Annotated in this window: 19 protein-coding genes; 14 read left to right on the top strand and 5 right to left on the bottom strand. The window is 67.9% G+C overall.

Annotated features, from left to right (window positions below; all coding sequences use genetic code 11):
• Positions 1 to 47 precede the first annotated feature (47 nt).
• From EDF69_RS01300 to EDF69_RS01280, 6 genes are read left to right on the top strand one after another with little or no spacing between them, the layout of a single operon-like run.
• Positions 48 to 2,321: a TonB-dependent receptor gene (locus EDF69_RS01300; protein WP_132883380.1), complete on the top strand. Its 2,274-nt coding sequence runs from the start codon at positions 48 to 50 to the stop codon at positions 2,319 to 2,321.
• Between the two features lie 4 nt (positions 2,322 to 2,325).
• Positions 2,326 to 3,378: a DUF1611 domain-containing protein gene (locus EDF69_RS01295; protein WP_204991285.1), complete on the top strand. Its 1,053-nt coding sequence runs from the start codon at positions 2,326 to 2,328 to the stop codon at positions 3,376 to 3,378.
• Positions 3,366 to 4,490 carry a hypothetical protein gene (locus EDF69_RS01290; RefSeq protein ID WP_132883379.1) on the top strand — a complete coding sequence of 375 codons (1,125 nt, stop codon included), beginning with the start codon at positions 3,366 to 3,368 and terminating at the stop codon, positions 4,488 to 4,490. The genes EDF69_RS01295 and EDF69_RS01290 overlap by 13 nt, the downstream gene beginning before the upstream one ends.
• Positions 4,487 to 5,008 (top strand): serine hydrolase domain-containing protein, encoded by a 522-nt coding sequence (locus EDF69_RS19855; protein ID WP_339537566.1) that lies wholly within the window; start codon positions 4,487 to 4,489, stop codon positions 5,006 to 5,008. Before EDF69_RS01290 ends, EDF69_RS19855 begins: the two co-directional genes overlap by 4 nt.
• Positions 4,893 to 6,065 (top strand): serine hydrolase, encoded by a 1,173-nt coding sequence (locus EDF69_RS01285; protein WP_339538690.1) that lies wholly within the window; start codon positions 4,893 to 4,895, stop codon positions 6,063 to 6,065. Before EDF69_RS19855 ends, EDF69_RS01285 begins: the two co-directional genes overlap by 116 nt.
• Entirely contained in the window at positions 6,062 to 8,041 is a 1,980-nt protein-coding gene (locus tag EDF69_RS01280) for a serine hydrolase domain-containing protein (RefSeq protein ID WP_132883378.1), read from the top strand. The genes EDF69_RS01285 and EDF69_RS01280 overlap by 4 nt, the downstream gene beginning before the upstream one ends.
• 4 nt (positions 8,042 to 8,045) lie before the next feature.
• On the opposite strand, the gene EDF69_RS01275 is transcribed toward EDF69_RS01280, so the two are convergent.
• Positions 8,046 to 8,510, bottom strand: coding sequence for an Lrp/AsnC family transcriptional regulator (locus EDF69_RS01275; protein ID WP_132883377.1), 465 nt, complete (start codon positions 8,508 to 8,510; stop codon positions 8,046 to 8,048).
• A 126-nt stretch (positions 8,511 to 8,636) separates the two neighbouring features.
• Here EDF69_RS01275 and EDF69_RS01270 point away from each other — a divergent pair, with 126 nt between their 5' ends.
• The 6 genes from EDF69_RS01270 (at position 8,637) to EDF69_RS01245 (ending at position 16,037) form a co-directional block, all read left to right on the top strand.
• Positions 8,637 to 9,695, top strand: coding sequence for a Glu/Leu/Phe/Val family dehydrogenase (locus EDF69_RS01270; RefSeq protein WP_132883376.1), 1,059 nt, complete (start codon positions 8,637 to 8,639; stop codon positions 9,693 to 9,695).
• Between the two features lie 12 nt (positions 9,696 to 9,707).
• Positions 9,708 to 9,941 carry a hypothetical protein gene (locus EDF69_RS01265; protein WP_132883375.1) on the top strand — a complete coding sequence of 78 codons (234 nt, stop codon included), beginning with the start codon at positions 9,708 to 9,710 and terminating at the stop codon, positions 9,939 to 9,941.
• A gap of 72 nt (positions 9,942 to 10,013) precedes the next feature.
• Positions 10,014 to 11,432, top strand: a complete 1,419-nt coding sequence (locus EDF69_RS01260) for a DUF4139 domain-containing protein (RefSeq protein ID WP_132883374.1) — start codon at positions 10,014 to 10,016, stop codon at positions 11,430 to 11,432.
• Positions 11,432 to 12,961: a DUF4139 domain-containing protein gene (locus EDF69_RS01255; protein WP_132883373.1), complete on the top strand. Its 1,530-nt coding sequence runs from the start codon at positions 11,432 to 11,434 to the stop codon at positions 12,959 to 12,961. Before EDF69_RS01260 ends, EDF69_RS01255 begins: the two co-directional genes overlap by 1 nt.
• 140 nt (positions 12,962 to 13,101) lie before the next feature.
• A complete protein-coding gene (locus tag EDF69_RS01250; RefSeq protein ID WP_132883372.1) occupies positions 13,102 to 15,375 on the top strand; it encodes a TonB-dependent siderophore receptor in 2,274 nt (757 codons plus the stop codon).
• Between the two features lie 32 nt (positions 15,376 to 15,407).
• Positions 15,408 to 16,037 carry a DUF4198 domain-containing protein gene (locus EDF69_RS01245; RefSeq protein WP_132883371.1) on the top strand — a complete coding sequence of 210 codons (630 nt, stop codon included), beginning with the start codon at positions 15,408 to 15,410 and terminating at the stop codon, positions 16,035 to 16,037.
• 80 nt (positions 16,038 to 16,117) lie between these two features.
• Here EDF69_RS01245 and EDF69_RS01240 read toward each other — a convergent pair whose 3' ends face one another.
• Together EDF69_RS01240 and EDF69_RS01235 are read right to left on the bottom strand one after the other, a co-directional pair.
• Positions 16,118 to 19,141, bottom strand: coding sequence for a TonB-dependent receptor plug domain-containing protein (locus EDF69_RS01240; RefSeq protein ID WP_239555231.1), 3,024 nt, complete (start codon positions 19,139 to 19,141; stop codon positions 16,118 to 16,120).
• A gap of 118 nt (positions 19,142 to 19,259) precedes the next feature.
• Positions 19,260 to 22,298 carry a glycosyl hydrolase family 28-related protein gene (locus EDF69_RS01235; protein WP_132883370.1) on the bottom strand — a complete coding sequence of 1,013 codons (3,039 nt, stop codon included), beginning with the start codon at positions 22,296 to 22,298 and terminating at the stop codon, positions 19,260 to 19,262.
• 206 nt (positions 22,299 to 22,504) lie between these two features.
• Here EDF69_RS01235 and EDF69_RS01230 point away from each other — a divergent pair, with 206 nt between their 5' ends.
• The gene (locus EDF69_RS01230) at positions 22,505 to 23,002 is read left to right on the top strand and encodes a gluconokinase (RefSeq protein ID WP_132883407.1); all 498 of its coding nucleotides are present in this window, start codon (positions 22,505 to 22,507) and stop codon (positions 23,000 to 23,002) included.
• A gap of 12 nt (positions 23,003 to 23,014) precedes the next feature.
• Here EDF69_RS01230 and EDF69_RS01225 read toward each other — a convergent pair whose 3' ends face one another.
• Positions 23,015 to 23,692: a FadR/GntR family transcriptional regulator gene (locus EDF69_RS01225; RefSeq protein WP_132883369.1), complete on the bottom strand. Its 678-nt coding sequence runs from the start codon at positions 23,690 to 23,692 to the stop codon at positions 23,015 to 23,017.
• Positions 23,693 to 23,734: 42 nt separating this feature from the next.
• A complete protein-coding gene (locus tag EDF69_RS01220; RefSeq protein ID WP_132883368.1) occupies positions 23,735 to 25,081 on the bottom strand; it encodes a GntT/GntP/DsdX family permease in 1,347 nt (448 codons plus the stop codon).
• 273 nt (positions 25,082 to 25,354) lie between these two features.
• On the opposite strand from EDF69_RS01220, the gene EDF69_RS01215 reads away from it, so the two are divergent.
• Positions 25,355 to 25,621, top strand: a complete 267-nt coding sequence (locus EDF69_RS01215; protein WP_239555229.1) for a helix-turn-helix domain-containing protein — start codon at positions 25,355 to 25,357, stop codon at positions 25,619 to 25,621.
• The last annotated feature ends 69 nt before the right edge of the window (positions 25,622 to 25,690 follow it).

The following is a 25,690-nucleotide window of genomic DNA, read 5'->3' as shown; positions in this document are numbered from 1 at the left end:
TAGGACAATAGTTTCTGCTATAGCATGAATGCTGCGCGGGGGTGGCGATGAAGAAGACGGTCTTGGCCTGCTCGATCTCCAGCGCACTGGCCGCGCTGTTCCTCGCAAGCGGCGCATCGGCCCAGTCGATGGCGAACACTCCGGGTGCGACGGCGGCGGAGCAATCTGGCGCGACCCCTCGCGCCCAGGACAATGTGCCGATTGAGGACGTCGTCGTCACCGCGCAGAAGCGCCCGCAGGTACTGATCGACGTGCCCCAGTCCGTCTCGGTCGTCGGCGGCGAGACGTTGGAGCGGCAGCAGGCGTTCAGTTTCCAAGACTATGCGAAGCTGGTGCCGGGACTGCAGCTGGAGCAGAGCAATCCCGGCGAGTCGCGGATCGTGCTGCGGGGCATCAACACCGGCGGCGTGGCCGCAACGGTCGCCACCTATGTCGACGAAACGCCGTTCGGATCGTCCAGCGGTCAAGTGAACGCCGCAATCTTGGCGGGCGAGTTCGACACCTTCGATGTCGAGCGGGTGGAGGTGCTGCGTGGCCCCCAGGGGACACTGTACGGGGCGAGCTCGCTGGGCGGCGTTCTGAAGTTCGTTACCACCCCGCCGCACCTGGACGCCGTCGAGGCCCGCGGCCGCGCCTCTGTCGAGACGGTGGAGGGCGGCGATCTCTCCTACATGGGATCCGCAGTGGTCAATGTGCCGCTCTCGGACAAGATGGCGGTGCGCGCCTCCGGCTTCTATCGCGACTATGGCGGTTATGTGGATTCGATCGGCACGGGCGGGTCGGACGTTCAAAAGAACATCAATGACTCGAAGAGCTACGGCGGGCGCGTGTCGGCTCTGTTCAAGCCGAACGAGAGCTTCCAGATCCGCCTGACGGCAATCCTCCAGAACCTAAACACCGATGCCGGCAACCTGGTGGAGAGCGATCCGGCGACGCTCCGCACCCTCTATGGCCGCCAGAGCCAGTCGCAATATGTGCCGGAGTACACCGACATCGCCTATCGCCTCTACAATGGCGCCTTCGATGTCGACCTGGGCTTCGCGACGCTCACATCGTCCACGAGCTATAGCACGCTCAAGCAATCGCTGCGCGACGACCTCACCGTCTCCTACGGTAGCCAGCTGGGCCTGTATGACGATGCCACGGGGCCGCTCGCGGATATCGGCCTGGTTCAGCAGACGAACACCGAACGCTTCACCCAGGAAGTGCGCTTGTCCTCGCCCGCGAGCGACACCTTCGAGTGGCTGGTCGGCGGGTACTACAACCATGAAAAGGGTGAGATCCTCCAGCGGATCGATGTGTACGAGCAGGGCACCTTCACGATCTTCGACGGCGTGCCGCAGCTGTTCGATGGCGGGACGCGGTCGCGCTATGAGGAGTTCGCCGGCTTTGCGAACGGCACGATCCACTTCGGACCCCGCTTCGACCTGACGCTGGGCGGTCGGTACAGCCACAACGACCAGGACGCGGACCAGGGCGGTACCGGGTTGCTCGCGCCGCCGGCACTCGAATCCGCGTCCAAGGAGGATGTGTTCACCTGGTCGGTCGCACCCAAGTTCAAGCTCGGTCAGAGCGCCTCCCTCTACGCCCGCGTGGCCAAGGGCTTCCGCCCGGGCGGCCCGAACATCGTACCGCCCAACGCGCCGACCGGGATTAACACCTATGACTCCGATTCGCTCATCAGCTACGAAGTCGGGTTCAAGGCGGAGACGGCCGACCGCAGCTTCAGCATCGATGTCGCGGCCTTCCACATCGACTGGAAGGACATCCAGCTGTTTGCACAGGTGGAAGACTTCGGCATCAACGCCAATGGCGGCAAGGCGAAGAGTGACGGTGTCGAGTTCACCACGATCCTGCGGCCGACCCGCGGCTTCGTGGTGTCGCTGAACGGCGCCTACACTGATGCCAAGCTGCAGGAGGATACGGATCTTGCGATCGTCGGCGGGCGAAAGGGGGACCAGCTACCCTACACACCCAAGGTCGCCGTGTCCGCCAACGTCGATTACGACTGGGACATGGGGAGCGGCGCCAAGCCCTATGTCGGCGCTTCGTTGCGTTTCCTGGGAGACCAGTCCGGCCCCTACAGCCCCGAGTTCGTGGCGGCGACGGGTCGGCAATTCCGGATCCCCTCCTATGCCGTGGTCGACCTGCGCGCCGGCATCGAGTTCGACCGCTTCTCGGTCGAAGCTTATGCCAAGAACGTGACCGACTCCGAGGGCAAGACCAGCGTGACGGGGCAGGGCAACTATCCCTTCGGCGCGGTGGGCACCGGGGTGATCCGGCCGCGAAGCGTGGGCGTGACGCTCGGCGCAGGGTTCTGAGGTCGTGACGGACGCCGGGCCTGCCGTTTCCCCGACCGTCAGCGGGGTGCATGCGCTGCCAGCGCCCTATCTGCTGTTCCTGGGCGATGTCACCGAACCGGGCTTTGCCAAGACCGCCTTCGGCCTGCGGGACTGGGCCGGCGATCGCTGCATCGGCGAACATGCGCTGCCGACCGCGACCGTCACCACGGGGCTGGAGCGGCTGACGCCGGCAGAGGCGGCGGCGCGCGGCGCGCGGGCAATGGTGATTGGGGTGGCCAACCAGGGCGGGGTGATCCCGCCGGGCTGGATGCCGGAGCTGCTGGGGGCGATCGAGGCTGGGCTCGACCTGGTGGCCGGCATGCATCGTCGGCTGAGCGAGATCGATGCGTTGCGTGAAGCGGCGATCAAGCACGGCGTGCGCCTGCACGACCTGCGCGTGCCACCGGCAAATCTGCCGATCGCGACCGGGCGCAAGCGTTCGGGCCGGCGCTTGCTGACGGTCGGCACCGATTGTGCGCTGGGCAAGAAATACACCGCCCTGGCGATCGCACGTGGGCTGACCGCGCGCGGTATCGATGCGACCTTTCGCGCGAGCGGACAGACCGGAATCATGATTGCCGGCCGAGGGATCGCGATCGACGCGGTGATCGCGGATTTCGCCGCAGGTGCTGCCGAGCTGCTGAGCCCGGATGCCGCGCCCGATCATCTCGACGTGATCGAGGGGCAGGGATCACTGTTCCATCCCGCCTATGCCGCGGTGTCGTTGGCCCTGCTCCACGGCAGCCAGCCTGACGAGTTCGTGGTCTGCCATCAGCCCGGCCGGCAGGGCATCCTGGGAACGCCAGGCTATTCAGTGCCGCCGATCGAGGCGGTGATCGAACAGACGGTGCTGGTGGGGCGGCTGACCAACCCCGCAATCCGCTGCGTCGGGATCAGCCTCAACACCGGCGGCATGACCGAGCAAGAGGCGGTCGATGTCATCGCCGATACGGGCGCGCGGCTGGGGCTGCCGGCGGCGGATCCGATCCGGGGCGGTGACGCCTTCGAACGGCTGCTCGACGCATGCCAGGGCTGAGCCCTGTCGCGGCCGACCGGTTTCACCGGTTCGTGCTGCCGGGGCTCGCATTCAAGGCGGTGGTGATCGGCGGCGGCTATGCGACCGGCCGCGAGATCGCCGAGTTCTTCCTGCCGGCGGGCCCTTGGGGCGGCCTCGCGGCAATGCTGCTGGCGACGCTCATCTGGGCGGCGGTGGCGGCCGCGACCTTTCACCTCGCCCACAAGATCGGCGCGCGCGATTATCGTACCTTCTTCCAGGCGCTGCTCGGGCGCGGATGGGTGGCGTTCGAGGCGGCGTACCTGGTGTTCATCGTCCTGATCCTCGCCGTTTTCGGGGCCGCGGCGGGGGCGATCGCCGACGCCACGCTGGGGGCGCCGCCGTTTGCGGGAACGCTTGCGCTGATGGTCGGGATCGTCGCCTGCGTCGCCTGGGGCAATGCCGGGGTCGAGCGGGTGTTCGTCTGGGTCTCGGTGCTGCTCTACGCAACCTATGCAGCCTTCCTGCTGCTGGCGCTGACCGGTGTCGGCGACCGCATCGTCGCGGCTTTTGCGAGCGCGCCCGCACCATCGGGCGACTGGGCGCTGGGGGGTATCACCTACGCCGGCTACAACGTCGTAGGTGCGGTGATCGTGCTGCCAGTGACGCGGCATTTCCGGTCAGGCCGCGACGCGGTGGTCGCCGGGATGATCGCAGCCCCGCTGGCGATGCTGCCGGCGCTGTTGTTCTTCGTCAGCATGACAGCATTCCTGCCCGACATCGCAAGCGCGGTGCTGCCGTCCGACCACATGCTGGTCCGGCTCGGCCACCCCGCCTTCCATCTGCTGTTTCAGGGCATGATCTTTGCGGCGCTGCTGGAAAGCGGCAGCGGCGCGGTGCACGCCGTCAACGAACGGATCGCCCATGCAAGCGCGGGGCGGATAGTGCTGCGCCCCGCCGTCCGCGCGCTTGCGGCGCTGGCGCTGCTGGTGCCGTGCATGCTGATCGCCGAGCGCATCGGCCTCGTGGCGCTGATCGCCTCGGGCTATCGCGCGCTCGCCTGGATCCTGATCCTCCTCTACGTCCTGCCGCTGCTCGTGATGGTGGCGCTGCGCCGCGTCGCGGGCCCGGCGATTCAGCCGGAGACGCCATGATGAAGCGCTGCCTCCTCGCCCTGCCGCTGCTGCTGGCCGGGGCGCCGGCGCTGGCCGACCCGCCCGCCGGGTTCGACGCACGCGTAGAATCCATCCGCATCGCCAGTGAGACGCCCGGCATCTCGATCGCGATCGTCGAGGACGGGAAGGTCGTGCTCGCCAGGGGCTATGGCGTGCGCAGGCAAGGGGCGGCGCCAAAGGTCGACGCCGACACGCTGTTCATGATCGGCTCGACCGGCAAGGCGTTTACGGTGGCCGCGCTGGCGACCCTGGTCGATGCCGGTAAGGTCGGTTGGGACGACAAGGTCATCGACCACCTGCCGGGCTTCCAGATGTACGATCCCCGGGGTCACGCGCGAGATGACGGTGCGCGACCTGCTGGTCCATCGCAGCGGCCTGGGCCTGGGCGCGGGCGACCTGTTGCTGGTGCCGCGGGGCAAGCTGTCGCGGGCCGAGGTGGTGCGGCGGCTGCGCTATCTGAAGCCGGCGACCAGTTTCCGCTCCGGCTATGCCTATGACAACATCCTCTACATCGTTGCGGGTGCGGTGATCGAGGCTGTCAGCGGGCAAAGCTGGGAGGACTATATGCGCGAGCATGTGTTCCGGCCCGGCGGCTTTCCGAATGCGACCGCCGAGATGGCGCGGCAGTTGTCCGTGCCGGACCGGGCGCAGCCGCACGCGCGCTTTGGCGGCTCGGTGCGCGGCACCGGTCCGGTCCGCGTGCTAGACGAGCGCGACCGGCTGGGACAGGCGGGCGCCCCCGCGGGGCTGATGGCGGCGGGCGCCAACGACATGGCGCGCTGGTTGCAGATCCAGCTGGCGGGGGGCGCGCTGCCCGGAGGCAAGGGGCGACTGTTCAGCGAAGCGGCGGCCAAGGAGATGTGGACGCCGGTCACGCCAATGCCGATCGAGCCCTATCCGGAGCCGGTCGCCGGCATCACCCCCAGCTACCAATCCTACGCGCTGGGATGGGATGTTCGCGACTACCATGGCGCCAAGGTGATCTGGCATGCGGGCGGCCTCTTCGGCTTCACGACCGTCGTCGTGTTGATCCCGGAGAAGAAGGTCGGCTTTGCCATCGCCATCAACAGCGAGGAGATCGAGCCCCGCTATGGCCTCATGTACGAACTCCTCGACCATTATCTGGGGCTGCCAAAGCAGGATTGGCCCGCCCGGTTCGCCGCGTTCAAGCGCAACCGGATCGCAGGGGCCGAGGCGGTGGTGCGCGAGCAGGCGGCGACGCCCGCCAAGGTCGGCCCGTCGCTGCCGGTAGCGCGCTATGCCGGGCGCTATGTCGATCCCTGGTACGGCGCGCTGGCGGTGCGATCGGATGCAAAGGGGCTGACGGTCGACTTCACGACGACGCCCGGGATGACGGGCCGACTGGAGCATTACCAGTACGACAGCTTCGTAGCGCGCTTCGACGATCCGGCGATCGAGCCGGCCTATCTGACCTTTGCACTGGACGCGGACGGCAAGGTGGCGCGGGTAACCGCCAAGCCCGTGTCGCCGATCGCCGACTTCAGCTTCGATTACAAGGACCTGGACTTCGTGCCCGAGGGAGAGCGGCCATGATGCGACGTTGGTTGGTGGGCATTGCCTGCGCGCTTGCCGCAACGGCGGCGGTTGCCCAGAACGAAATGGTCGTCGCGCCGCAGCCGGCGGCGCCGGCTGTGCCAGCCGCCGCGACCGCCTCGGCCCAGCCGGCCGGGGCTGCCGCCGCCGCGCTGACCGCGAACGACGTGGGCACGTGGCTGGACGGCTTCCTTCCGACCACGCTGGAGGGAGGCAAGATCGCCGGTGCGCAAGTGGTGGTGGTCAAGGACGGCCAGGTGCTCTTCAAGAAGGGTTATGGCTATGCCGACGTGGCGGCCAAGAAGCCGATGGACGTCGACCGCACGCTGATGCGGATCGGCTCCACCTCCAAGCTGTTCACCTGGACCGCGGTGATGCAGCTGGTGGAATCGGGCAAGCTCGACCTGAACGCCGACGTCAACCGCTACCTGGATTTCCGGATCGAGCCCAAGGGCGGCCGGGCGATCACCCTGAACGACCTGATGCGTCACCGCGGCGGGTTCGAAGAGGGGCTGAAGGACCTGATGGCGACCGATCCCGCCAAGTGGAAGACGACGGAACGCTACCTCAAGGAAAACCTGCGCCCGCAGCTGTTCGTCGCGGGTGAGGCACCGGCCTATTCCAACTATGGCACCGCGCTTGCCGGCTACATCGTCCAGCGGGTCTCGGGCCAATCCTATGACGCCTATGTCGAGCAGCATATCCTGGCGCCGCTGCGCATGGGCCACACGACCTTCCGCCAGCCGCTGCCCCGGGCGTTCGCCCCGCTGATGTCCAAGGGCTATCCCCAAAGCGACATGCCGCCGGTGCCGTTCGAGCTGGTAGGAACTGCGCCAGCGGGTTCCGCGAGCACCACGGGCGCGGACATGGGCAATTTCATGATCGCGCATCTGCAGGACGGGCGGTTCGGCGACACCCAGATCCTGCGACCGGAGACGGCGCGGCTGATGCACACGCCAGCAGTCCCGCCGCAGCCCGGGTTCGATACCCTCGCGTACGGCTTTTTCTGGGGTCAGCGCAACGGGCGGCTGGTGATCGGCCACGGCGGCGACACCATCGTGTTCCACACCGATTTCAACCTGCTGCCGCAGCGAGGGGTCGGCTTCTATGCCAGCTTCAACAGCCGTGGAGAGAATGAGGCGGTGTATGGCGCGCGGGAGCGCTTGTTCCAGCTGTTCCTGGACCGCTATTTCCCGGCGCCCCGCGTCACCAATCCTCCGGCCATTGCTGGCGCGGCGGCCGATGCTGCAGCGCTTGCGGGCTATTACGAGGGCTCTCGACGGGTCGAGAGCGGCTTTATCGGTCTCTTCTACCTCGTCCAGCAGACCCAGGTGATCGCGAATCCGGATGGCACGATCAGCCTGACGTCCGCGCCGGAGCAGAAGTTCCGGGAAATCGCGCAGGGCCGGTGGCGGGAGGTGGACGGCACCCGGATGCTGCAGGTGTCGGAGGTGAACGGGCGTCGCGCAATCCTTGATAGCCACAACCCGGTCGAAATCCTGCAGGCGACACCGTTATCGCGCAACCCGGTGTTCAACATGGTGATCGCGGCGTTCTCGCTGCTGGTGCTGCTGGCGACGGTGCTCGCCTGGCCGGCGTCGGCCTGGATCCGCCGCCGCTGTGGTGCAGCCAATCTGCTGGCGGGCCGGGCGAGGCTCGCCCACCGGCTGGTGCAGCTCGCGGCGCTGGCCGACCTCATGTACCTCGTCGGCTGGTACACGGTGCTTGCGCCGATCCTGAAGCTGCAGGTCGAGGTCTATAACAACGGCATGGACGCGACCATTCGCGCGCTCCAGATCGCGGGGATCGTTCCCGTCCTGGGAGCCATGCTGGGCGTGTGGAACGCGGTAGTGACCTGGCAGCCGGGACGTGGCTGGGGCGAGCGGCTGCGCGCGATCCTGATCGCCGCCGCCCTGATCGGGGTGCTGTGGCTCGCCTGGGTGGGCAAGCTGATGAGCTACAACCTGAACTATTGAGGCATCACACCGGCAGGACGGTCGTCGACTTGATCTCCGACAGGGCGACGGTGGAGACGACCTCCTGCACGCCGGGTACGCGCGACAGCTTGTCGAAGAAGAAGCGTTCATACGCCTCGATGTCCTCGGCGACGACGCGCATCAGGAAATCGACCGGGCCCATCAGGACATAGCATTCCAGCACCTCCGGAAAGGCGCGGATCGCCTCGGCGAACTCGTCGAGATGGGCGCGGCCATGGGCGTTGAGCTTCACTTGCGCAAAGACGTGCGCGTTGAGCCCGATGGCGCGCCGGTCGAGCAGCGCCACGCGCTTGCGGATGATGCCATCCCGCTCCAGCCGGTCGATCCGGCGCCAGCACGGCGAGGGGGAGAGGCCCACGCGTTCTGCAACTGCGGCGGTGGGCAGGCTCGCGTCCTCCTGAAGGACGCGCAGGATACGACGTTCGGCATCGTCGAGCGGCTGGGTCAAACTATCCTCCAGAACTGAAAACAGCGGTCAGTCTTTGCGAGTACAGCAAAGGCTGCGGTCAACAAAGATCAGTTCGCCCTGACAGTTGGAGCTATTGCTTCGCTGCATCACAGATGAGGTCCCGCCATGAATGAATTGCTGCCCCCGGAAGCCGTAGTCCGGCTCGACGACCCGCAGACGGGCTTGCGGGGCTTCATCGTCCTGCATTCCACCGCGCTGGGGCCTGCAGCAGGCGGCTGCCGGTTGTGGCACTATGCCGACGAGGCGGCCGCGAGCGAGGATGCACTTCGGCTCGCCGCCGGCATGACGATGAAGAACGCGTTGGCCGGGTTGCCGCTGGGAGGCGGCAAGGCCGTGCTGATGCTCCCCGAGGCGCCGTTCAGCCGCTCGCAGCTGTTCGAGGCGTTCGGTCGCGCGGTCGCAGCGCTCGACGGGCGCTATGTGACGGCCGAGGATGCCGGCACCAGCGTCGAGGACATGGCGGTTGTCGCAGGGCAGACGGCCCACGTCGCCGGCCTGCCCCGGCAGGGCGAGCGGCCCGGCGGCGATCCTTCCCCCTGGACCGCGCGCGGCGTGTTCCGGGCGATGGAGGTGGCGGTCGCGCGACGGCTGGGCAAGTCGCTGGCGGAGGTGACGGTGGCGGTGCAGGGCGTCGGCCATGTCGGCATGGCGCTGTGCGAACTGCTCCACGCCGCCGGTGCGCGGCTGGTGATCGCGGAATCTCGATCGGAGCTGGCGGCGCGGGCGGCGACCCGCTTCGGAGCGGTCCTGGTGTCCTCCCGCGCGATCTCCGGTGTTCGGGCGGATGTCTTTGCACCCTGTGCGCTGGGCGGTGTGCTGAACGTTGCGACCGCAACCAGCTTGCAGGCGAAGGTGGTGTGCGGTGCTGCCAACAACCAGCTGGCTTCGGCGGAGGTGGGGGAGCTGCTGGCGAAGCGCGGCGTGCTCTACGCACCCGACTATGTCGTCAACGCCGGCGGCATCATCAACGTGGCGGCCGAATATCTCGGCTGGAGCGAAGCGGTGGTGCCGTCCCGCGTCGACGGCGTCGCCACGCGGCTGGGCGAGGTGCTGGACCTGGCGGAGGCGGAGCGGGTTTCTCCCGCGCGTGCGGCCGCATTGCTCGCGCGCGAGGTGATCGTCCAGGGGCGGCAGCCTTGCGACAAGGCGAGGCTCGCGGCCTGAGGGGAAAGGGCGATGCGCGTGACGGTCACCGGCGCCGCCTCCACCTCGCTGCTGCTGCGCGTCGTCAATCTCGTTGCGCTCCACGAACTGCCGTTCGTGGCGCTGGCGGCGGCGATGGAGGACGACGGCATGGCGATCCGTCTGGAGCTGGCAGGTGCGGCGCCGCCCGCCGAGGCGAGCCTGGAGAAGCTGCGCGCGCTCGTCGACGTCGCCAGCGTCGAGGTGACCGATCAACCCGGATGCTGACGCGCAATCACAAAGGCGCATTGCCTGTGAAGCCGCGGCCGAGCATGTTGCCCGAACAACGGGAGGGGCGACATGCGGGCACTCGGGATATTGCTTTTGATGACGGCGTGGCCGGCAGGCCTGGCGGCGCAGGAGGCCCTGCCGCCGCCCGCCGCCGCTCCTGGTGCGGCAAGCGCGCAGGGCGACCTTTCCGTCACTATCTACAACAACGACGTGGCGCTGGTGCAGGACGTGCGCGTCCTCGATCTCCCGGGCCGGCGCGTGCGGCAGGACTTCCCCGACGTCAGTGCGCAGATCCGGCCGGAGACCGTTTCGCTTTCCGTCGCCGATGCAGCCATCGTGGAGCAGAATTTCGACTATGATCTGCTGAGCCCGTCGAGCCTGATGGAAAAGGCGGTCGGCGAGACGATCACCCTGGTCCGCACCAACCCTGCCACCGGAGTGGAGACGCGCGAGCGGGCGCGCGTGCTGGCGGTGAACGGCGGCGTCGTGCTGGAGATCGGCGGTCGCGTGGAGGTGTTGCGCGACGACGGCCTGCCGGTGCGCGCGGTGTTCGATCGGGTGCCCGAGTCCCTGCGCGCACGGCCCACGCTTTCCGTCACGCTGGCGAGCGAACGTGCGGGCAGCCGCCCGGCGCGACTGTCCTATCTCAGCCGTGGCCTCGGCTGGAGCGCCGACTATGTCGCGCTCTTCGACGACAAGAGCCCCACCGTCGATGTCCAGGGCTGGGTGACGCTGCGCAACACCAGCGGCACGACCTTCAACAATGCGAAGACGCTGCTGGTGGCAGGCGATGTCGGAAGTGCGGAGAATCCGGACGCCTATGCCCCTAGGCCGCGACGCGGGACACAGGTGCGGCCCGGCACGGAATCGGCGGCGCGCGAGCAACTTGGGGACTTCTATCTCTATCCCCTGGCTGCAAGGACGACGATCGCGGACAAGCAGACCAAGCAGGTCAGCTTCCTCGACAGCAAGGGGGTCGCCGCACGCTCCGGCTATCGCTTCGAGAATCCCTGGCTCGGAACCGCGAACGAGCCGCGCAGCGCGCAGAGCGTTCTCTACTTCGCCAACTCCGGGGCTGCCGGACTCGGCGATGCGCTGCCGGCAGGAACGGTTCGCGTCTATGTCCGCGATGCACGGGGCCAGCCGCAGTTCACGGGCGAAAACCGGATCGACCATACCCCGCAGGGCTCGACCATCGCGCTGCCCACCGGCGACGCGTTCGACGTGAAGGTGCAGCCGACGACGGTTTCGCGCACGCGCCTGAGTGGGGATCGCTGGCGCACCCAGCTGCGCTATCGCCTCACCAATGCGCGCGCCCGCGCCGTGACGGTGGAGCTGGTTCAGGCTGGACTGGGCTGGGCCGATACCCGCATCCTCGAGGAGAGCCGGCCAAGCGAGCGGCAAGATGCCGGCGCGGCCGTGTGGCAGGTGCCCGTGCCCGCCAATGGGGAGGCGGTGGTCACCGCGACGTTCGACACGCGCTACTGATGCGCGCATCGACATTTCTGGCCGCGATGATCGTGGCGCTTGCGCTGCTGCGACCGGCAGCGGCGCAGGAGCGCGTCGTGACCTCGCGCGCGCCCGACCATGTCGGGCTGACCGTCTATCGCGCACCCCTCGGCCGGGGCGGCATCAACCTGCGCTATCTGGGGGGCTCCGCGCTGGTGACGGAGACGCGGCGGGTGAAGCTGCCGCGCGGGCCGGCAACGCTCCGTTTCGAAGGCGTGGCCGAAGGCATCATCCCGGTGAGCGCGGTGGTGGAGGGGCTTCCGGGAGGTGTCGTGGAGAAAAACCGCGATGCCGGCCTGCTGTCCCCCGCCTCGCTGGTCGACGGCACGCTCGGTCGGCAGGTGACGCTCACCCGCACGAACCGGGCTACCGGGCGGACCGTAAGCGAGGAGGCAACCCTGATTGCCGGGCCGCGTCCGGGCGTCGTGCTCCAGACCGCGGGAGGCATCGAGGCGCTACGCTGCTCCGGGCTTCCGGAGGCGCTCTCCTTCGACGGTACGCCCGCGGGGCTGACGGACAAGCCGGTGCTGAGCGTGGCCGCGGTGTCCCCTGTGGCCCGTACGGTGACGGTCCGGCTGAGTTACCTCGCCTCCGGCTTCGACTGGCGCGCGAGCTATGTCGCCACGGTCGCGGCGGATGGCCGCACGCTTGATCTCTTTGCGTGGCTTACCCTGGCGAACGGCAACCCCGGATCGCTCGCCGAAGCCGAAGTAAACGCCGTCGCCGGTCGGCTGAACCGGGTGGCCGTGCGCGCGCTCCCCGAAGAAGCGGGAGCCTTGTCGCTGACCTGCTATCCGCTCGGCACCACCACGTCGGACTTACGGAGCGAGGCGTTCGAGCCGGCGGAGGAGATCGTGGTCACGGCCGCGCTGGCCAGAGTGTATGCCCCGCTGCCTGTGGCGGCCCCGCCTCCTCCGCCGCCACCCCCGCCGCCGCCGCCACCGCCCGAGGATTTGGGGGACCTGAAACTCTATCGCGTGCCCGAACCGGTGACGGTTCAGGGCCGTGCCCAGAAACAGGTCGCGCTGCTGGGGCGCACGGGCGTGCCCTTCGAACGGCGCTACCGGCGCCCGATCCCCATCGGTACGGCGCTCTCGCCCATGCCCACTGCCGTGGTGCTGGTGATGCGCAACCGTAAGGAAGCCGGCCTCGGCCTGGCCCTGCCGTCCGGGAGCACGGCGGCCTATGCCGAGCGGCAGGGGGGCGAAACCTTGCTGCTGGGGCTGGGCGCGCTCGACGACCGGGCGGAGGGCGAAACTTTCCGGATCGGAGCCGGCGTCAGCACGCAGGTGCTGGTCGAACAGCTGGCAGAGAAGCCCGGCGAGGCGCGGATCCGCGTGACCAATGCCAATCCGTTTCCCGTGGCGCTGGAAATACCGATACAGGTCGGCACTGCCGACGTGGATCTGAAGATCGAGGGGGACGTTCCCGTGGCAGCGGACGGGCTCCGCACCTGGTCGCCGACGGTGGCGGCGGGTTCGGAGGCGGAACTCCGCTACCGCTACTGATCGGGAACGGAGCTTTGTGCGCCGCCGCCGGGTTGGCCGCAGCGCTGCTCGAAGGGAAATAGCGCTCGTTCTGTTGATACTGCTAGTGACTCGCAACTTGCCTTCGGCTAGAGGCCCCGCAACATCAAAGGGGGATCCGAATGCGTTTGCCGAAGAGCCTGTTGTCGAGCGTCGCCGTCGCCTGCCTGGGCGTAGCCACTGCACATGCGGCGCCCGTTTCCGACGGCTCGCAGGTGCGGTCGGAGGACGCTAGCAGCGACGAGGTGGTCGTCGTCGGCAAGAGCTACGGCCGCGAGGTCGGCAAGACCGTCACTCCGCTGAAGGACATGCCCAACACGGTCACGATCATCGACCGGGAACAGATCGAGGCGCAGAACCTGTTCACGCTGGAGGACGCGATGACCGCGACCAACGGCATCACCGTCACCGGCATCGGCAGCGAGGACCCGTCCTTCATGTCGCGCGGCTTTGCGATCACCAACTACCTGATCGACGGCGTGCCGACGCTGTCGTTCGGCTTCCCGGGGGTGGTGCCGGACCTGTTCGCCTATGACCGGCTGGAAGTGCTGCGCGGGCCTGCCGGCCTGTTCAGCGGATCGGGCAATCCGGCCGGCAGCATCAATCTGGTGCGCAAGCGGCCGCTGGAAGCGTTCAAGGTCCAGGCCTCGGCCGGCTACGGCAGCTACGACAATCTGCGGCTCGAGCTCGACGTTTCCGCCCCGCTCGGCGACCGCGCCGGGGTGCGCGTCGGCGGTATGCTGCAGGACCAGGACCAGTTCTTCGACGTTGCGCACCGCAACCGGCTCGGCTTCTATGGCATCACCGCGATCGAGATCGGCGACCGGACGACCCTGACGATCGGGGGGAGCTATGACCGGTTCAAACCCGCGATCCAGTCCGGGCTTCCGGGCTATGCCGGCGGTGCCGACGGCAGCGAGGGCCGCCTGCTCGATGTCGACCGCTCGACCTATCTGGGCGCCGACTGGAACCGCTTCCGCTCGGAGACCTGGACCGCCTATGCCGAGCTGACGCACCGGGTGAGCGACCGCTGGACGCTGCGCGCGACCGGCCTGATGACCGACGTCGACCGGATCGACGTCTACAGCTACATCGGCAACCAAGCTGTGACGCCTGCCAACGGCGGCAACACCAGCCACATCGCCTATCGCGGCGACAATTTCGCCAAGACGCGGTCGTTCGACATGAACGGCGTCGGCAGCTTCCCCCTGTTCGGGCGCGAGCAGACGCTGATCCTGGGCGCCGATTATCAGGCGTCAGATTATGACAGCTATTTCACGCGGCTTTCGAACTATGCGCGCATCAACGTGTTCGATCCGGTCTCGCCGACCGAACCGCCGCTCAACCCCTATGGCCCGCTGCCCTATTACCCGGTGCAGGGGAGCAATGCGACCTGCCCGGCCACCAGCACGCCGATCACGCCCGCGCCGGTCAATTGCGTCCTGCAATCCTATGGCGGCACCAGCACGCTCGTCGAGCAATACGGCCTCTACGGCCAGATGCGGCTACAGCCGGTAGAGGGGCTGACGCTGGTCGGCGGCGGCCGCCTCACCTGGTGGGAGCAGACGACGGAGACCCTGCTGCCCACTCCGGCCGCGCCGCGCTCCACGGGTGTGGATGCGCAGCTCACGCCCTATGCGGGCATCGTGTGGGACGTCACCCCGAACCTCAACATCTACGGCAGCTATGCGGACAGCTTCACGCCGCAGTCGGCGCCCGCCGGCCGCACGCGTCCGGATCGCGAACCCGTCAAGCCACTGATCGGCGACCAGTATGAGCTCGGCACCAAGCTGGCGCTGATGGACAATCGCCTGCTGCTCTCGGCGGCGGTCTATCAGCTCACGCAGAGCAACCGGCTGTTCAACCCCGCCGACGAGCCGACGATCGTGCTGCAGATCGGCAAGGTCCGCGCACGCGGGATCGAGGCGGAGGCGACTGGCGAAATTCTGCCCGGCTGGCGGATCAACGGCGGCTATACCTATACCAAGACCGAGTATCTGGAGGACACCCAGCCGCAGTTCGAGGGGCTGTCGCTGACGCCGATCATTCCGAAGCACATGATCAAGGTTTTCACCAACTACGCCCCGCAAGACGGGGTGCTGGCGGGCGCCAGCGTGGGCGGCGGGCTGACGTGGTTCAGCGAGACTTCCGGCGGCACGCCGTCGATCATCGGCGCGAACGGACAGCCGACGATCTCCACCGTCGTGCGCCAGGGCGCCTATGCGGTGGTCGACCTGCGTGCCGGCTACAAGGTCAACGACCAGCTTTCCTTCTCGATCAACGCGAACAACCTGCTCGACCGCAGCTATTATTCGCGCATCTCCTCCACCGGGCGCGGCAACTACTACGGCAGCCCGCGCACGGTGTTCGCGACCATCCGGCTCACCTACCCGTGAGCGCCCTCGCTTTCTCGAAAGGACCCTCTGCCATGAAAAAGATGCTGTTCGCCGCCCTGCTGCTGGGCCTCTCGACGGCGGCTCAGGCGCATGAAGTCTGGATCGAGCGCGACAGCGACGGTCCCGCGCGGATCTACCTGGGGGAACCCGCCGAGCCGATGCCCGCGGGCGGCGATCCCGAGTTCGCCAAGCTCAAGGCGCCCAAGCTGCTGAAGGCGCCGAATGCCCGGCTGGAGCGCAAGACGGGCTATCTGGAAGCGGCCGTCCCCGCAGGGGACGTGCGCGCGTGGGACGACACGGTGTTCGCGCCCTGGGGCGAGCCGGGTAAGCAGGAGTCGGTGGTCTATTACGCCCGCGCGGGACGAACCGAGACGCGGGCTGCCCTTCCGTTCGAGTTCGTGCCTGCCACGGCGGGCGCCGACCGCTTCCGCCTGGTGCGGGACGGCAAGCCCGTTGCCGGAACCGAAGTCACGCTGATCGCGCCGGACAAGTCGACGCAGAAGCTGGTCACCGATGCCAAGGGCGAAGTGACGGCGCCGGCCGGCGCGAAGGGGCGGTATCTGCTGACGGCGGCGCTCAAGGACGAGGGCGCGTACACGACCCCCGCAGGCCCCGTCGCGGTGCTGCACCGCATCACCACGATCAGCTACCTGGCGAACTGACAAAAACGGCAGCTTCAAGGGCCGAAGCGCTTGAGGCTGCCGTCTGCAGTGGCGGGGTCGGGGGAACCCCGGGGAAGCGGTCAGAAGCGCATCCGCACGCCCAGACGATAGATGCGGCCGAGCGTGTCATAGAGCGCGGGATTGACGTCGAGGCCGGTGTTGGTCTGCGGCGACGGTGCCGGATCATGGTCGAACACATTGTCGACCTTGAAGAAGGTCGTGACCTCCTTGGTCACGTTGTACGAGCCGCCGATGTCCAGGTAGAAGGCGCCCTTCATCCGGTTGTAGTCGATGGTCGGGTTGTTTCCGGTGGAAACCGGGCAGTCCGAGATGCAGACCACATATTGGTTGCCGAATACCCCGTCCGAGAACCAGCGCTCCTGGAGGGTGAGGCTGAAGCGGTCGTTTTCGTACGTCTGGACCGCGAGCCACTTCCAGTCCGGCGTGGCGCCGGTGTTGGCGCCGGCCTGATCGACCGTCGCGACGCCAGCGATGCCCGCGCTGACCAGGAATTCCCGCACGTGGGTGCCGAGCGCCCGGACGGTGAAGCTGCCGGGCAGGCCGAGCGGCTGGGTCCATTGGTAGCTCGCCTCGATGTCGAAGCCGCTCGTCTTCCAGGAGGCGAGGTTGAAGGGCTGGACGTTGACGAAGTTGCCGCCCTGAACGGGGCTGTTGAGCTCGAAGCCGCCGCAAAAGGCCTGGTTCCCCTCGAAGCAGAAGCGGACGATCTGGTCCGGGCTGAGGGTAGAGACGACCCCGTCGAGCTTGATGTTGTAATAGTCGAGCGAGAGGCTGAAGCCGGGCAGCCACGACGGGCGCGAGAGCACGATGCCGACTTCGGTATTGCGGGCGATCTCCGGTTTCAGGTCGGGATTGCCGATGGTGTTCTGGAAGATCTGGACCGCGCGGTTGCGGAACGGGTCGGTGAAGTTCGGCACCGTGGTGACCGTCGGTGCGGCGAACAGCTCCGACAGGTTGGGAGCGCGAACGTCGCGCGAGGTGACGGCGCGGAGCCGCAGGCCCTCCAGCGGCGTGTCCCAGGTGCCGCCGACCTTCCATGCCCATACGGTGCCGGACGTGCTGTAATGGGTGCCGCGGCCGGCGGCATTCAGGTTCGCACGCCCGATCGAGGGGCTGTCGAACAGGGGCAGGTTGACCTCCAGGAAACCTTCATAGACGTCGTACTTGCCGCTGCCGTTCTTGTAGTTGCCGGCCGCCCAGTTGCTTCCCTGGTCCGCGTTGAGCAGCGGATCGGCCGGATATTCCGGGCTGTTCGGGCTCACGTCCATGACGCCGGCGCCATAGGGGTCGGCGCGTACGCGATAATATTCGCGCCGGTACTCGGCACCGAAGGCGACCGACAATGGACCGGCCCACAGCTCGACGGGCGCGCCGGAGAAGTTGAGGCTCGCGACATCCTGGGTCAGCTTGGTGTGCTGGAACGGACCGTTTTCGGGCGTGATATAGGCAAGCGCTGCGGCGGACGGGGCGAAGCCGCCGAAGATGTTGATCGGCTGGCATCCTGCGGCCCGTGCCGCAGGATCGGCGCAGACGACCGCCCCGTTCAGCGTGATCGCGTTGGTCGCGGCGACATAGCGGTTCTGCAGCACGATGTCGTCGACATCGATGTCCGACATGGTGATGCCGTGTTCGTAATAGGCATCATAGGTCCAGTCGCTGCCGCCGATGTCGAACTTGCCCTTCAGCCCGCCGACGAAGCGATATTGCCGGCGATCGGTGCGGACTTGGGGGTCGGGGAAGCTGCCGTTGCTGGTGCCGAAGTTGAACTGGGTGATTCCGGCGGCCGCGCAACGATCGCGTACCAGCTGCGGCAGGAATGCGTTGGCGCACTGCACGGTCAGGTTGGGTCGATTGTAGCCGGGGCTGGGCTGGTTTGAGGTCTTCACCTGCGCCACGTTCACGGTCAGGTAGACCTCGTTGTCCTCGGCGAAGTCGAAGCCGATGCGGCCGAAGCCGTTCAGGCGTTCGAGTTCGGATTTCAGCGACGCGCCCGATCCCGGTGCACCGGACAGGTCGCCGCCGACGCAGAAGCTGTTGCCCGGATAGCAGTTGGTGACGCGGCCGGTGCCCGTGGGCGTGCCGCCCGATCCATAGTTGAAGTTGTAGGGCGTACCGTTCTGGTCGAACGCGATCCCCTGCAGCGGCCCGTTGTTGATGAGGCCGTAGAGCGCGTACTGATAAGGCTGCGCAAAGTCGCGATAGTTGAACTGCGGGAGCCCGTTGTCGGTAACCCCCGTGTTGAGCAGCGTCGTCGCCCGGTACCAATTGCGGCCGCCCGCCAGGTCCGTGCCGAAGTTGCCCGCGCCGACGCCGCCCTCATGGTCGAACTCGCCGCTGACGATCAGGTGCAGGCGATCGTCGAGCAGGGCGGTGCCATAGGCTCCCTGCACGAGCACCTGTTCGTCATCGCCATAGTTGGTGATGCCGCCCTGGACGTTGGCCTTGAAGCCCTCGAACCGGGTGTCGGTGATGAAGTTGACCACGCCGCCAACCGCGTCCGAGCCATAGGAGGCGGAGGCGCCTCCGGTCACGACGTCCACGCGCTTGACCAGCAGCTGCGGGAACATGCTGATGTCGGGAACGCCCGTCACGTTCGCGCCGACGACGCGCTGGCCGTCGAGCAGAGTCAGCGTGCGGATGGGGCCGAGGCCGCGCAGCGAGAAGGAGCTGAGGCCCTGGGTGCCGCTCGACGTGCTGAACGTGCCCGTGGAAGCGCCGGTCGAGCCCTGCAGCGACGGCAGCTGCGCGATCGCGTTGAAGATGTTGGGCTGCGCGTTCTTCTGGAGCTGGTCCTCGCCGATCACGGTCGTGGGGGTCGGCGCGTTGAAGCCGGTAGTGATACGGGTGCCGGTCACGACGACCTCGGTGGGCGATGCCTCCGGCTGGGCCGCGGTCGAGCCGGTGATGCCCGGGTCGGCGGGTGTCGCGGTGGTGTCGGTCTGGTCCTGAGGCTCGTTGGGGGGCGTCTGCTGCTGCGCCAGGGCAGGTGCGCCTGCGAGCAAGGCCGCAAGCACCGCAAAGCTGGTAACGTTATCATACGCACGTGTCTTGCGACGACGATCGCGAAGGACCTTGCCCATCATCCATCCCCTCCTTGGTGCCGGCGCGTGCCGGTGGTCCGGCGTGGCGTCGTGTCCGTGTGCGTGCATTCTATCCGATGCCGGCAGGCGCAGCATCTACGACCAAAGTCGAAGGGGCCGGTCAGGGCCGCGCCGCGAACAGCGCATGATGGGCGAGGATGAACAGCGTGGCGCCGTCCGGGCCGCCGAACAGCAATTGGAGCGGACGCTGCGGCACGTCGATGCGCCCCTGCTCGCGCCCGTCGACGCCGTAGACGAAGATCTCGCCGTTCGCGACATAGACGCGCCCGTCCGGGCCCACGGCCACGCTTTCGCCGCCGCGCGGCGCAAAGGGCTTGAGGTCGGTCACCGCGCCGCCAGCGCCCAGGAGGCCACTGTAGGTACGATCCTCGGAGCCGTTCGCGACATAGACGCGGGAACCCACGGTGCCGTGGACGAAGCCATAGGTGTCGAGCGTGTCCGAGAACCGCCAGCCCAGGTGATCGGCCGGACCCTGCTGCCAAACCCGGTAGGCAGGAAGCGCGATGCTTCCGTCGGGCGAGCGATATTCCAGCGGCTTGGGCAGTGCCATGTCGCGCGCGAACATCTCTGCCAGCGTCGTGAAGCGATCGGTGGCGGGATCATATTGGTCGCGGAACTCGCCGTTGTTCCAGAAGCTCGCTGGCAGGGCGATACGCCCGCCCGTGGCGGCGGAGGCGGGAGTGGGCGCGATGATCCGCGGCGCCTGGGGAGCCGCGGGATCGATGCTGTACACCGTCGCCGCGGCGCCGGCGGACGACAGCACCATCAGCTTGCCGGAGCGGTCGACCGCGAGGTTGACGGGATCGAGCGGCGCGTCGGCGACGATCGACAGTCCCTCCCTCTCCGACCAGCCATGGATGCGCTGGAAATAGCGGTCGACGAAATAGAGCTTGCCCGTCGGGTCCACGGCGCCACCGCCGAGCGAGTAGAAGCCCTCCGCCAGCATGCGGACCGGGGCGAGGGAGGGGCTGGCTGCCGGTGCCGGCGCGTCCGTCACGTCGAGTACCGCAAACTCGCGTTCGCGCACTGCGGCGCGGCGAGTCACGTCGACGATCGCGTTCTCATACGGATATTTGCTGGCGCGCAGGTAGGTCCCGCATCCGTTGCCGTCGCAGGTGGCAAAGCCGCTCTCGGCATTCACGTGCACGTTGCGGAAGCGGATGCCGCTCGAACCATCCAGCGTCACGGCTGCGGGCGCAGGCTGGAGCGAGCGGGTGACGCGATAGGCGTGCAGATTGGCAAAGAGGATGTCGCGCGAGTTGCGGACCTCCAGCGCCACCGCGTCCCGGCTCTCGCCCGCCTCCTCCTCCGTCTGCGGCGCCAGGAATTGCCAGTTGCGGACGCGGTCGAGCACGATCTCGGCGCGGCGGTGATGCTCGGCCGACATCTGGTAGACATAGCCGGGCGTGCTGGTGTCCGAGACGTAGAGCCCCGCCTGCGCATAGGTGTTGGGCGTCCACAGCCCGTTGAAGGTGCCACCGCCGCCGTCGGTGACCCACAGGCTCGCATATTGGCCGTCCCAGCGCTTCTTGGGGTCCGGATCGGCCGTGTGGTTGGCATTGTACGGATCGAAGCGGCTGCCGTCGGCAAGGAAGGTGCCGTGACCACCCTGGAACTTGACGTCGTCCACCAGCGATCGTTCGCCTGCACGCCACAAGAGCGCGGTTGCACGCGGATTGGTACCGCCCGTGAAGAGGCCCAGGCCGGAGACGATCGCATCCCCGCCCTTTGCGCTCTCGATCAGCGCGCGCGGACTGCCGACCCCGCGGAAGGGCGCGCTGTCCTCGGTCAGGACGATCTGCGTCATGCTGGGATGCAGCCCGACCAGGACGCTGTCGGGGCGCAGCTTCAGCGTGTCGGAGACGCGGTAGAATCCGGCCGGGAAGTAGAGTACCCGGCGGCTGTCGATCGCGCGCTGGATCGCGGCGGTGTCGTCGGTCGCATTGTCCCCGCGCACCCCCAGGTCTCGCACGTTCACCCAGTCGGCGACGGGCGGCAGCAGGCGGATCGCGCGATCGCGGCGGCGCGGGGTGCCCGAGAGCGGTGCGGCATCCATGCGCGTCGCGTAGCTGCCGGTGGCGCCCAGCGCCGGCACGGTCAGCCCATAGGTGAACTCGCGCACGCGGTAGCGGCTCCCCTTGCCCGCGACCGTCTGGCCGCTGTCGCGAAAGCGCGCGAAGACGGGCGTCCCGGTCGCCACCGCATTGCAGAAGCCGATCTGCGTATACGCGTTGCCCTCGTTGCTGATGATGACGCCGGCCTGCGAGACATTCTCGAAGCGGACGTCCTTGCCCCACAACCAATCGCCATAGCCGCGGTCGATCTCGATCCCGACGGGCACGTTGCGGAAGCTGGTGTTGACCAGCGTGAGGCCGGCCTCGTGCTCGCGGATCGCGGCGTCGCGCTGCCCTTCGAAGGTCGAATCCAGCAGCGTGTATTGCCAGGCCGGCGACGGTTTCTCCGTTAGGATGCCATAGCGGCCGCCGAAGAAGCGCAGGTTCTGGCCCAGGTTCCCGACCTGGTAGATGCCGGCGAGGGCGGAGCCGAGGTGGAAGTCGATGTGGCTGAGATAGGTATGCTGGGCGGTGTGGAACCGGACCGCGGTCGCCGCCGGATTGCCGCTGCCGATCTCGAAGTCGACGTTCGCCATGGCCGAGTAGAAGGTGCCCGAATTGGCGTCGGCAATGCCCGGGTTGAACGGAACGCTGGTGGGCGGCGGCACGGGCACGCGCGGGCCTGCCCCGTCCGGCTGAGGGCGGTTGCCCGTGAAGAAGATCATGTTGCCGACGCCGCTCTGGAAGCCGGGCGTGTTGGGTGCCAGCACCAAGACCGGGCGCTTCTTGCCGACCCCGAACAGGCGCACGCCGGGCCAGACATACAGCGTGCGGGTGATCCGGTACCGACCGGAGGGAAGGAAGACGAGACCGCCGCCGCCATGGCCCGCGGCCGCATCGATCGCCTGCTGGATCGCGGCGCTATCGTCGGTGGTGCCGTCGCCCTGCGCCGACACGGTGATGGCGCGTGGGTCGTTCGGCGCGGTTGCGTAGACCGAGGTCGAGCCGGGCGCCGCCAGTGCCGGCAGGGCGGTGCCGGCGAGCAGCAGCGCTGGGAGCAGACGGAGGGCGGTGCTGGCTGTCATGGCGATGCGTCCCTTGATCGCTGCGCGAGTGTGCCCGCCTGGATAGTTCGGCCTCCCCAGAGTGGCGACCTCGACCAAGGTCGCAATGGCCAAGCAACTCGCCAGACCCAATACCGCCGGGGCAACACGGCCGGCCGGCCAAAGCTGAGGGCACAGGCGTGCAGGCACAACGGCAAGGGATCGACCGACCGCGCGCGATCGTGGTGATGGGGGTGAGCGGCACGGGCAAGACGACGCTGTCGGTAAGGCTCGGTGCAGAGCTCGGCTGCCCCGTCTTGGAGGGTGATGCCTTTCATTCGGCGGCAAGTGTCGCCAAGATGCGGGCCGGCCACCCCCTGACCGATGCGGATCGCTGGCCCTGGCTCGACCGGCTGGGGCGCGCGATCGGCGAGGCAAGCTCGACGCGGGGCATCGCCGTCGCGGCCTGCTCCGCCCTCAAGCGTGCCTATCGCGAGAGGCTGGCCGCTGCATCGGCCGTGCCAATGTACTTTGTTCTGCTCGACACTGCGCGCGAGGAGATCGCGCGGCGGATGGCGAGCCGCGACGGCCATTACATGCCGCCCAGCCTCCTCGACAGCCAGTTGGCGACGCTGGAGCGTCCCATGCCGGACGAGCGCGCACTGACGTTGGATGCGGCGCGGACGCCGGAAAGTCTTTGTGCGGAGGTCCGTGCCTGGCTCGACCTCGTGCCCGCGTCCCGCTGAGGGGAGCGGCAATCACGGCATCAGCCGCTTGCGTCCCTGCGACAGATGCCACCGCATCGCCAGCGCCGCACCATCGGCATCCCGGGCGCGGATCGCGTCCACGATCGCGTCATGCTCGTCCATCATCGCGCCGATCACCTCGGGCGGGCGCGCGCGCGAGATCTCGACGCCTGCACGCAGGATCTGCATCACCGCGTCCTGCAGGTGATCGAAGACCGGCGGGAACGCCGCGTTGCCGGTGGCCTCCGCGATGCTGCGGTGGAGGTTCCAGTCCTCGTCATGCGCGGGCGCGTTCGAGAGGAGCGCGGCGCGCAACGCGCTTAACGCCCGCTCGATCGCCTCGAGTTGCTGGTGCGAACGCCGCTGGGCCGCCAGCCGTGCCGCCTCCGCCTCCAGCACGAAGCGTACTTCATAGGTGCCCAGCGTTGCCGCCAGCGCGTCCATCGGCATGTGCGAGCCGAGCCGATCGGACGGCCGCCGCTTCACATAGGAGCCCGCGCCTCGACGTGCCTCGGTGATGCCGTCGGAGGCGAGGCGGGCGAGCGCCTCGCGCACGATGGTGCGCGACATGCCGAACAGATCGGCCAGCCGGGCCTCGGAGGGTAGGCGATCCCCGCTCACCATCCCCTGATCGTTGATGATCCGGACGATCTCCGTATAGGCGCGATCCGCGAGACGTCCCTCGCTCATGGGAGGTCCCCGACCGGCTCCGCGGCCCGGCTTCGCCCGCGGTCAGACGACATAGCTGAGCGCGAGCACCAGCATGAGGCCGACGACCGAAATGGCCGTCTCCAGCAGCGACCAGGTGCGGAACGTGTCGGCGGTGCTGGTGCCGACATAGCTTTTGACCAGCCAGAAGCCGGGATCGTTCACATGGCTGAAGAACACCGATCCGGCGCCCACCGCCAGCACTACCAGTTCGGGGGAGACGCCGGAACCGGCGACCACACCCGGCATGATGCCCACCGCAGTGATCGTCGCCACGGTCGCCGAGCCGGCGGCCAGGCGGATGCCGACCGCGATCAGCCAGCCGAGCAGCAGCGGCGAGATGGCGTACATCAGCACGACCCGCGCGAGCAGGTCCGACAGACCGGCCGTCACCAGCACCTGCTTGAGCGCGCCGCCCGCACCGATCGCGAGCAGGATCGCACCGGCAGCACCCATGGTTTCGAACCAGACCGCGTTCTGGATCGCCGCCTCGCGCAGGCGCCTTCCGAACAGCAGCGGCAGCGCGAGCAGGTTGGCGATCAGCAATGCCACGACCGGGTTGCTCGCGGCGGCAAGCGCCGTGTTGCCGCGCAGCCCGGGCAGCATCTGCCCGATTTCGCCCGCGGCGATCAGAACGACGGGAAGAAGCACGATGAGCAGTGCGCTCCCGCGCCCGGGTGTCGCGATGTCCAGCCGGTGATCGGTGAGGACCGGCGCCTCCAGCCGCACGCCGCGTGCGGTGACCTTTGCCAGCATCGGCCCTGCCACGATCGCCGTCGGGATTGCGATCACGATGCCGTAGAGCATCGTGCGGCCGAGGTCGGCGCCCAGCGCTTCGACGGCGAGCAGCGGACCGGGATGCGGGGGCACCAGCGCGTGGACGACGCCCAGGCCTGCGAGCGCCGGCATGATCAGGCGCAGCTTGGCCGCATCCCGTTCGGCAGGATCGTCGCCCGCCATCGTTTCGGCTGCCGCGACCACGATCGGCAGCAACAGCACCAGGCCCGTCTCGAAGAACAGCGGCAGGCCGATGACGATCGCGATGCCCAGAGTAGCCCAGGGTGCGGCTCGGGCGCCCGTGAGTTGTAGCGCCCCCTTCGCCAGCGTGGCGGCGCCGCCCGACAGATGCAGCATCGCGCCGAGCGACAGGCCAAGGGCCACGACCAGGCCGGTGCCGCCGATGATGTCGCCGACGCCCTTCTGCACCGCCTTGGCGGTTTCCGGCAGGGGAAGACCTGCGAGCAGACCCACGGCGAAGGCGCCGCAGAGCAGACCGATGAAGGGGTGGAGGCGGCCGCGCACGATCATCAGCACCGCCAGCAGAATGCCGCCCAGCGCCGCGCCGATCAGGCGAAGGTCTTCGCCGGTCATCCTGCGAGCCCGTGGAAATACGCGCGAGAAACCAGCGCTTCGGCCATCGACATCCCTCCCAAGGGTCTGGCGGCATTTTGCCTTCCGCCCATAGCTGTAGGACAGGTTTTTGCGGATCAGCAATGAAAAAGGCTTGATCAGGCCCAAATAGAGGGATCATACTCAAAACCTGTCCAACCGAATCCACAAGAGTGGAGCGCTGGACCAAGAGGCCGCCTGGACCGCGCGTCCGGTCGGACAAGGCCAAAGAAGCCGACCAGGAGGAGGATGTCGATGGGAGGGACCGCCCAACAGACTCGCCGATCCGAACCGCTCGCGAGCCACGCGGCCGAGTTCGGTCTGGCGCAACTGACACCTACGCAGATCAAGGTTCTGCGCGGTGTCCACTCAGGGCTACTCAACAAGCAGATCGCCTTCGACCTTGGCATCGCCGAGGCGACAGTGAAGGCGCACATGACCGCATTGATGCGCAAGCTGAACGTGCGCAACCGTACCCAGGTGGCGATCGCCGCACAGGCGCTGGCCCACCACCTTTCCTGAGATCACCGCTACGCACGGGCCGGAACCCGGCTGCATTCGGCGCTTCCGTCCGTGCGAAAATGATAACGA

The sequence above is a fragment of the Sphingomonas sp. JUb134 genome, assembly GCF_004341505.2.
Taxonomy (GTDB): Bacteria; Pseudomonadota; Alphaproteobacteria; order Sphingomonadales; family Sphingomonadaceae; genus Sphingomonas.
The sequence above is the reverse complement of the archived record's forward strand: the minus strand, read 5'-3'. Positions and strand labels throughout refer to the sequence as shown.

Coding starts and splice junctions, on each gene's coding strand:
- EDF69_RS01300 (WP_132883380.1), top strand. CDS start 48: ATGAAGAAGACGGTCTTGGCCTGCTCGATCTCCAGCGCACTGGCCGCG.
- EDF69_RS01290 (WP_132883379.1), top strand. CDS start 3,366: ATGCCAGGGCTGAGCCCTGTCGCGGCCGACCGGTTTCACCGGTTCGTG.
- EDF69_RS19855 (WP_339537566.1), top strand. CDS start 4,487: ATGATGAAGCGCTGCCTCCTCGCCCTGCCGCTGCTGCTGGCCGGGGCG.
- EDF69_RS01280 (WP_132883378.1), top strand. CDS start 6,062: ATGATGCGACGTTGGTTGGTGGGCATTGCCTGCGCGCTTGCCGCAACG.
- EDF69_RS01270 (WP_132883376.1), top strand. CDS start 8,637: ATGAATGAATTGCTGCCCCCGGAAGCCGTAGTCCGGCTCGACGACCCG.
- EDF69_RS01265 (WP_132883375.1), top strand. CDS start 9,708: ATGCGCGTGACGGTCACCGGCGCCGCCTCCACCTCGCTGCTGCTGCGC.
- EDF69_RS01260 (WP_132883374.1), top strand. CDS start 10,014: ATGCGGGCACTCGGGATATTGCTTTTGATGACGGCGTGGCCGGCAGGC.
- EDF69_RS01255 (WP_132883373.1), top strand. CDS start 11,432: ATGCGCGCATCGACATTTCTGGCCGCGATGATCGTGGCGCTTGCGCTG.
- EDF69_RS01250 (WP_132883372.1), top strand. CDS start 13,102: ATGCGTTTGCCGAAGAGCCTGTTGTCGAGCGTCGCCGTCGCCTGCCTG.
- EDF69_RS01245 (WP_132883371.1), top strand. CDS start 15,408: ATGAAAAAGATGCTGTTCGCCGCCCTGCTGCTGGGCCTCTCGACGGCG.
- EDF69_RS01240 (WP_239555231.1), bottom strand. CDS start 19,141: ATGATGGGCAAGGTCCTTCGCGATCGTCGTCGCAAGACACGTGCGTAT.
- EDF69_RS01235 (WP_132883370.1), bottom strand. CDS start 22,298: ATGACAGCCAGCACCGCCCTCCGTCTGCTCCCAGCGCTGCTGCTCGCC.
- EDF69_RS01230 (WP_132883407.1), top strand. CDS start 22,505: ATGGGGGTGAGCGGCACGGGCAAGACGACGCTGTCGGTAAGGCTCGGT.
- EDF69_RS01225 (WP_132883369.1), bottom strand. CDS start 23,692: ATGAGCGAGGGACGTCTCGCGGATCGCGCCTATACGGAGATCGTCCGG.
- EDF69_RS01220 (WP_132883368.1), bottom strand. CDS start 25,081: ATGACCGGCGAAGACCTTCGCCTGATCGGCGCGGCGCTGGGCGGCATT.
- EDF69_RS01215 (WP_239555229.1), top strand. CDS start 25,355: ATGGGAGGGACCGCCCAACAGACTCGCCGATCCGAACCGCTCGCGAGC.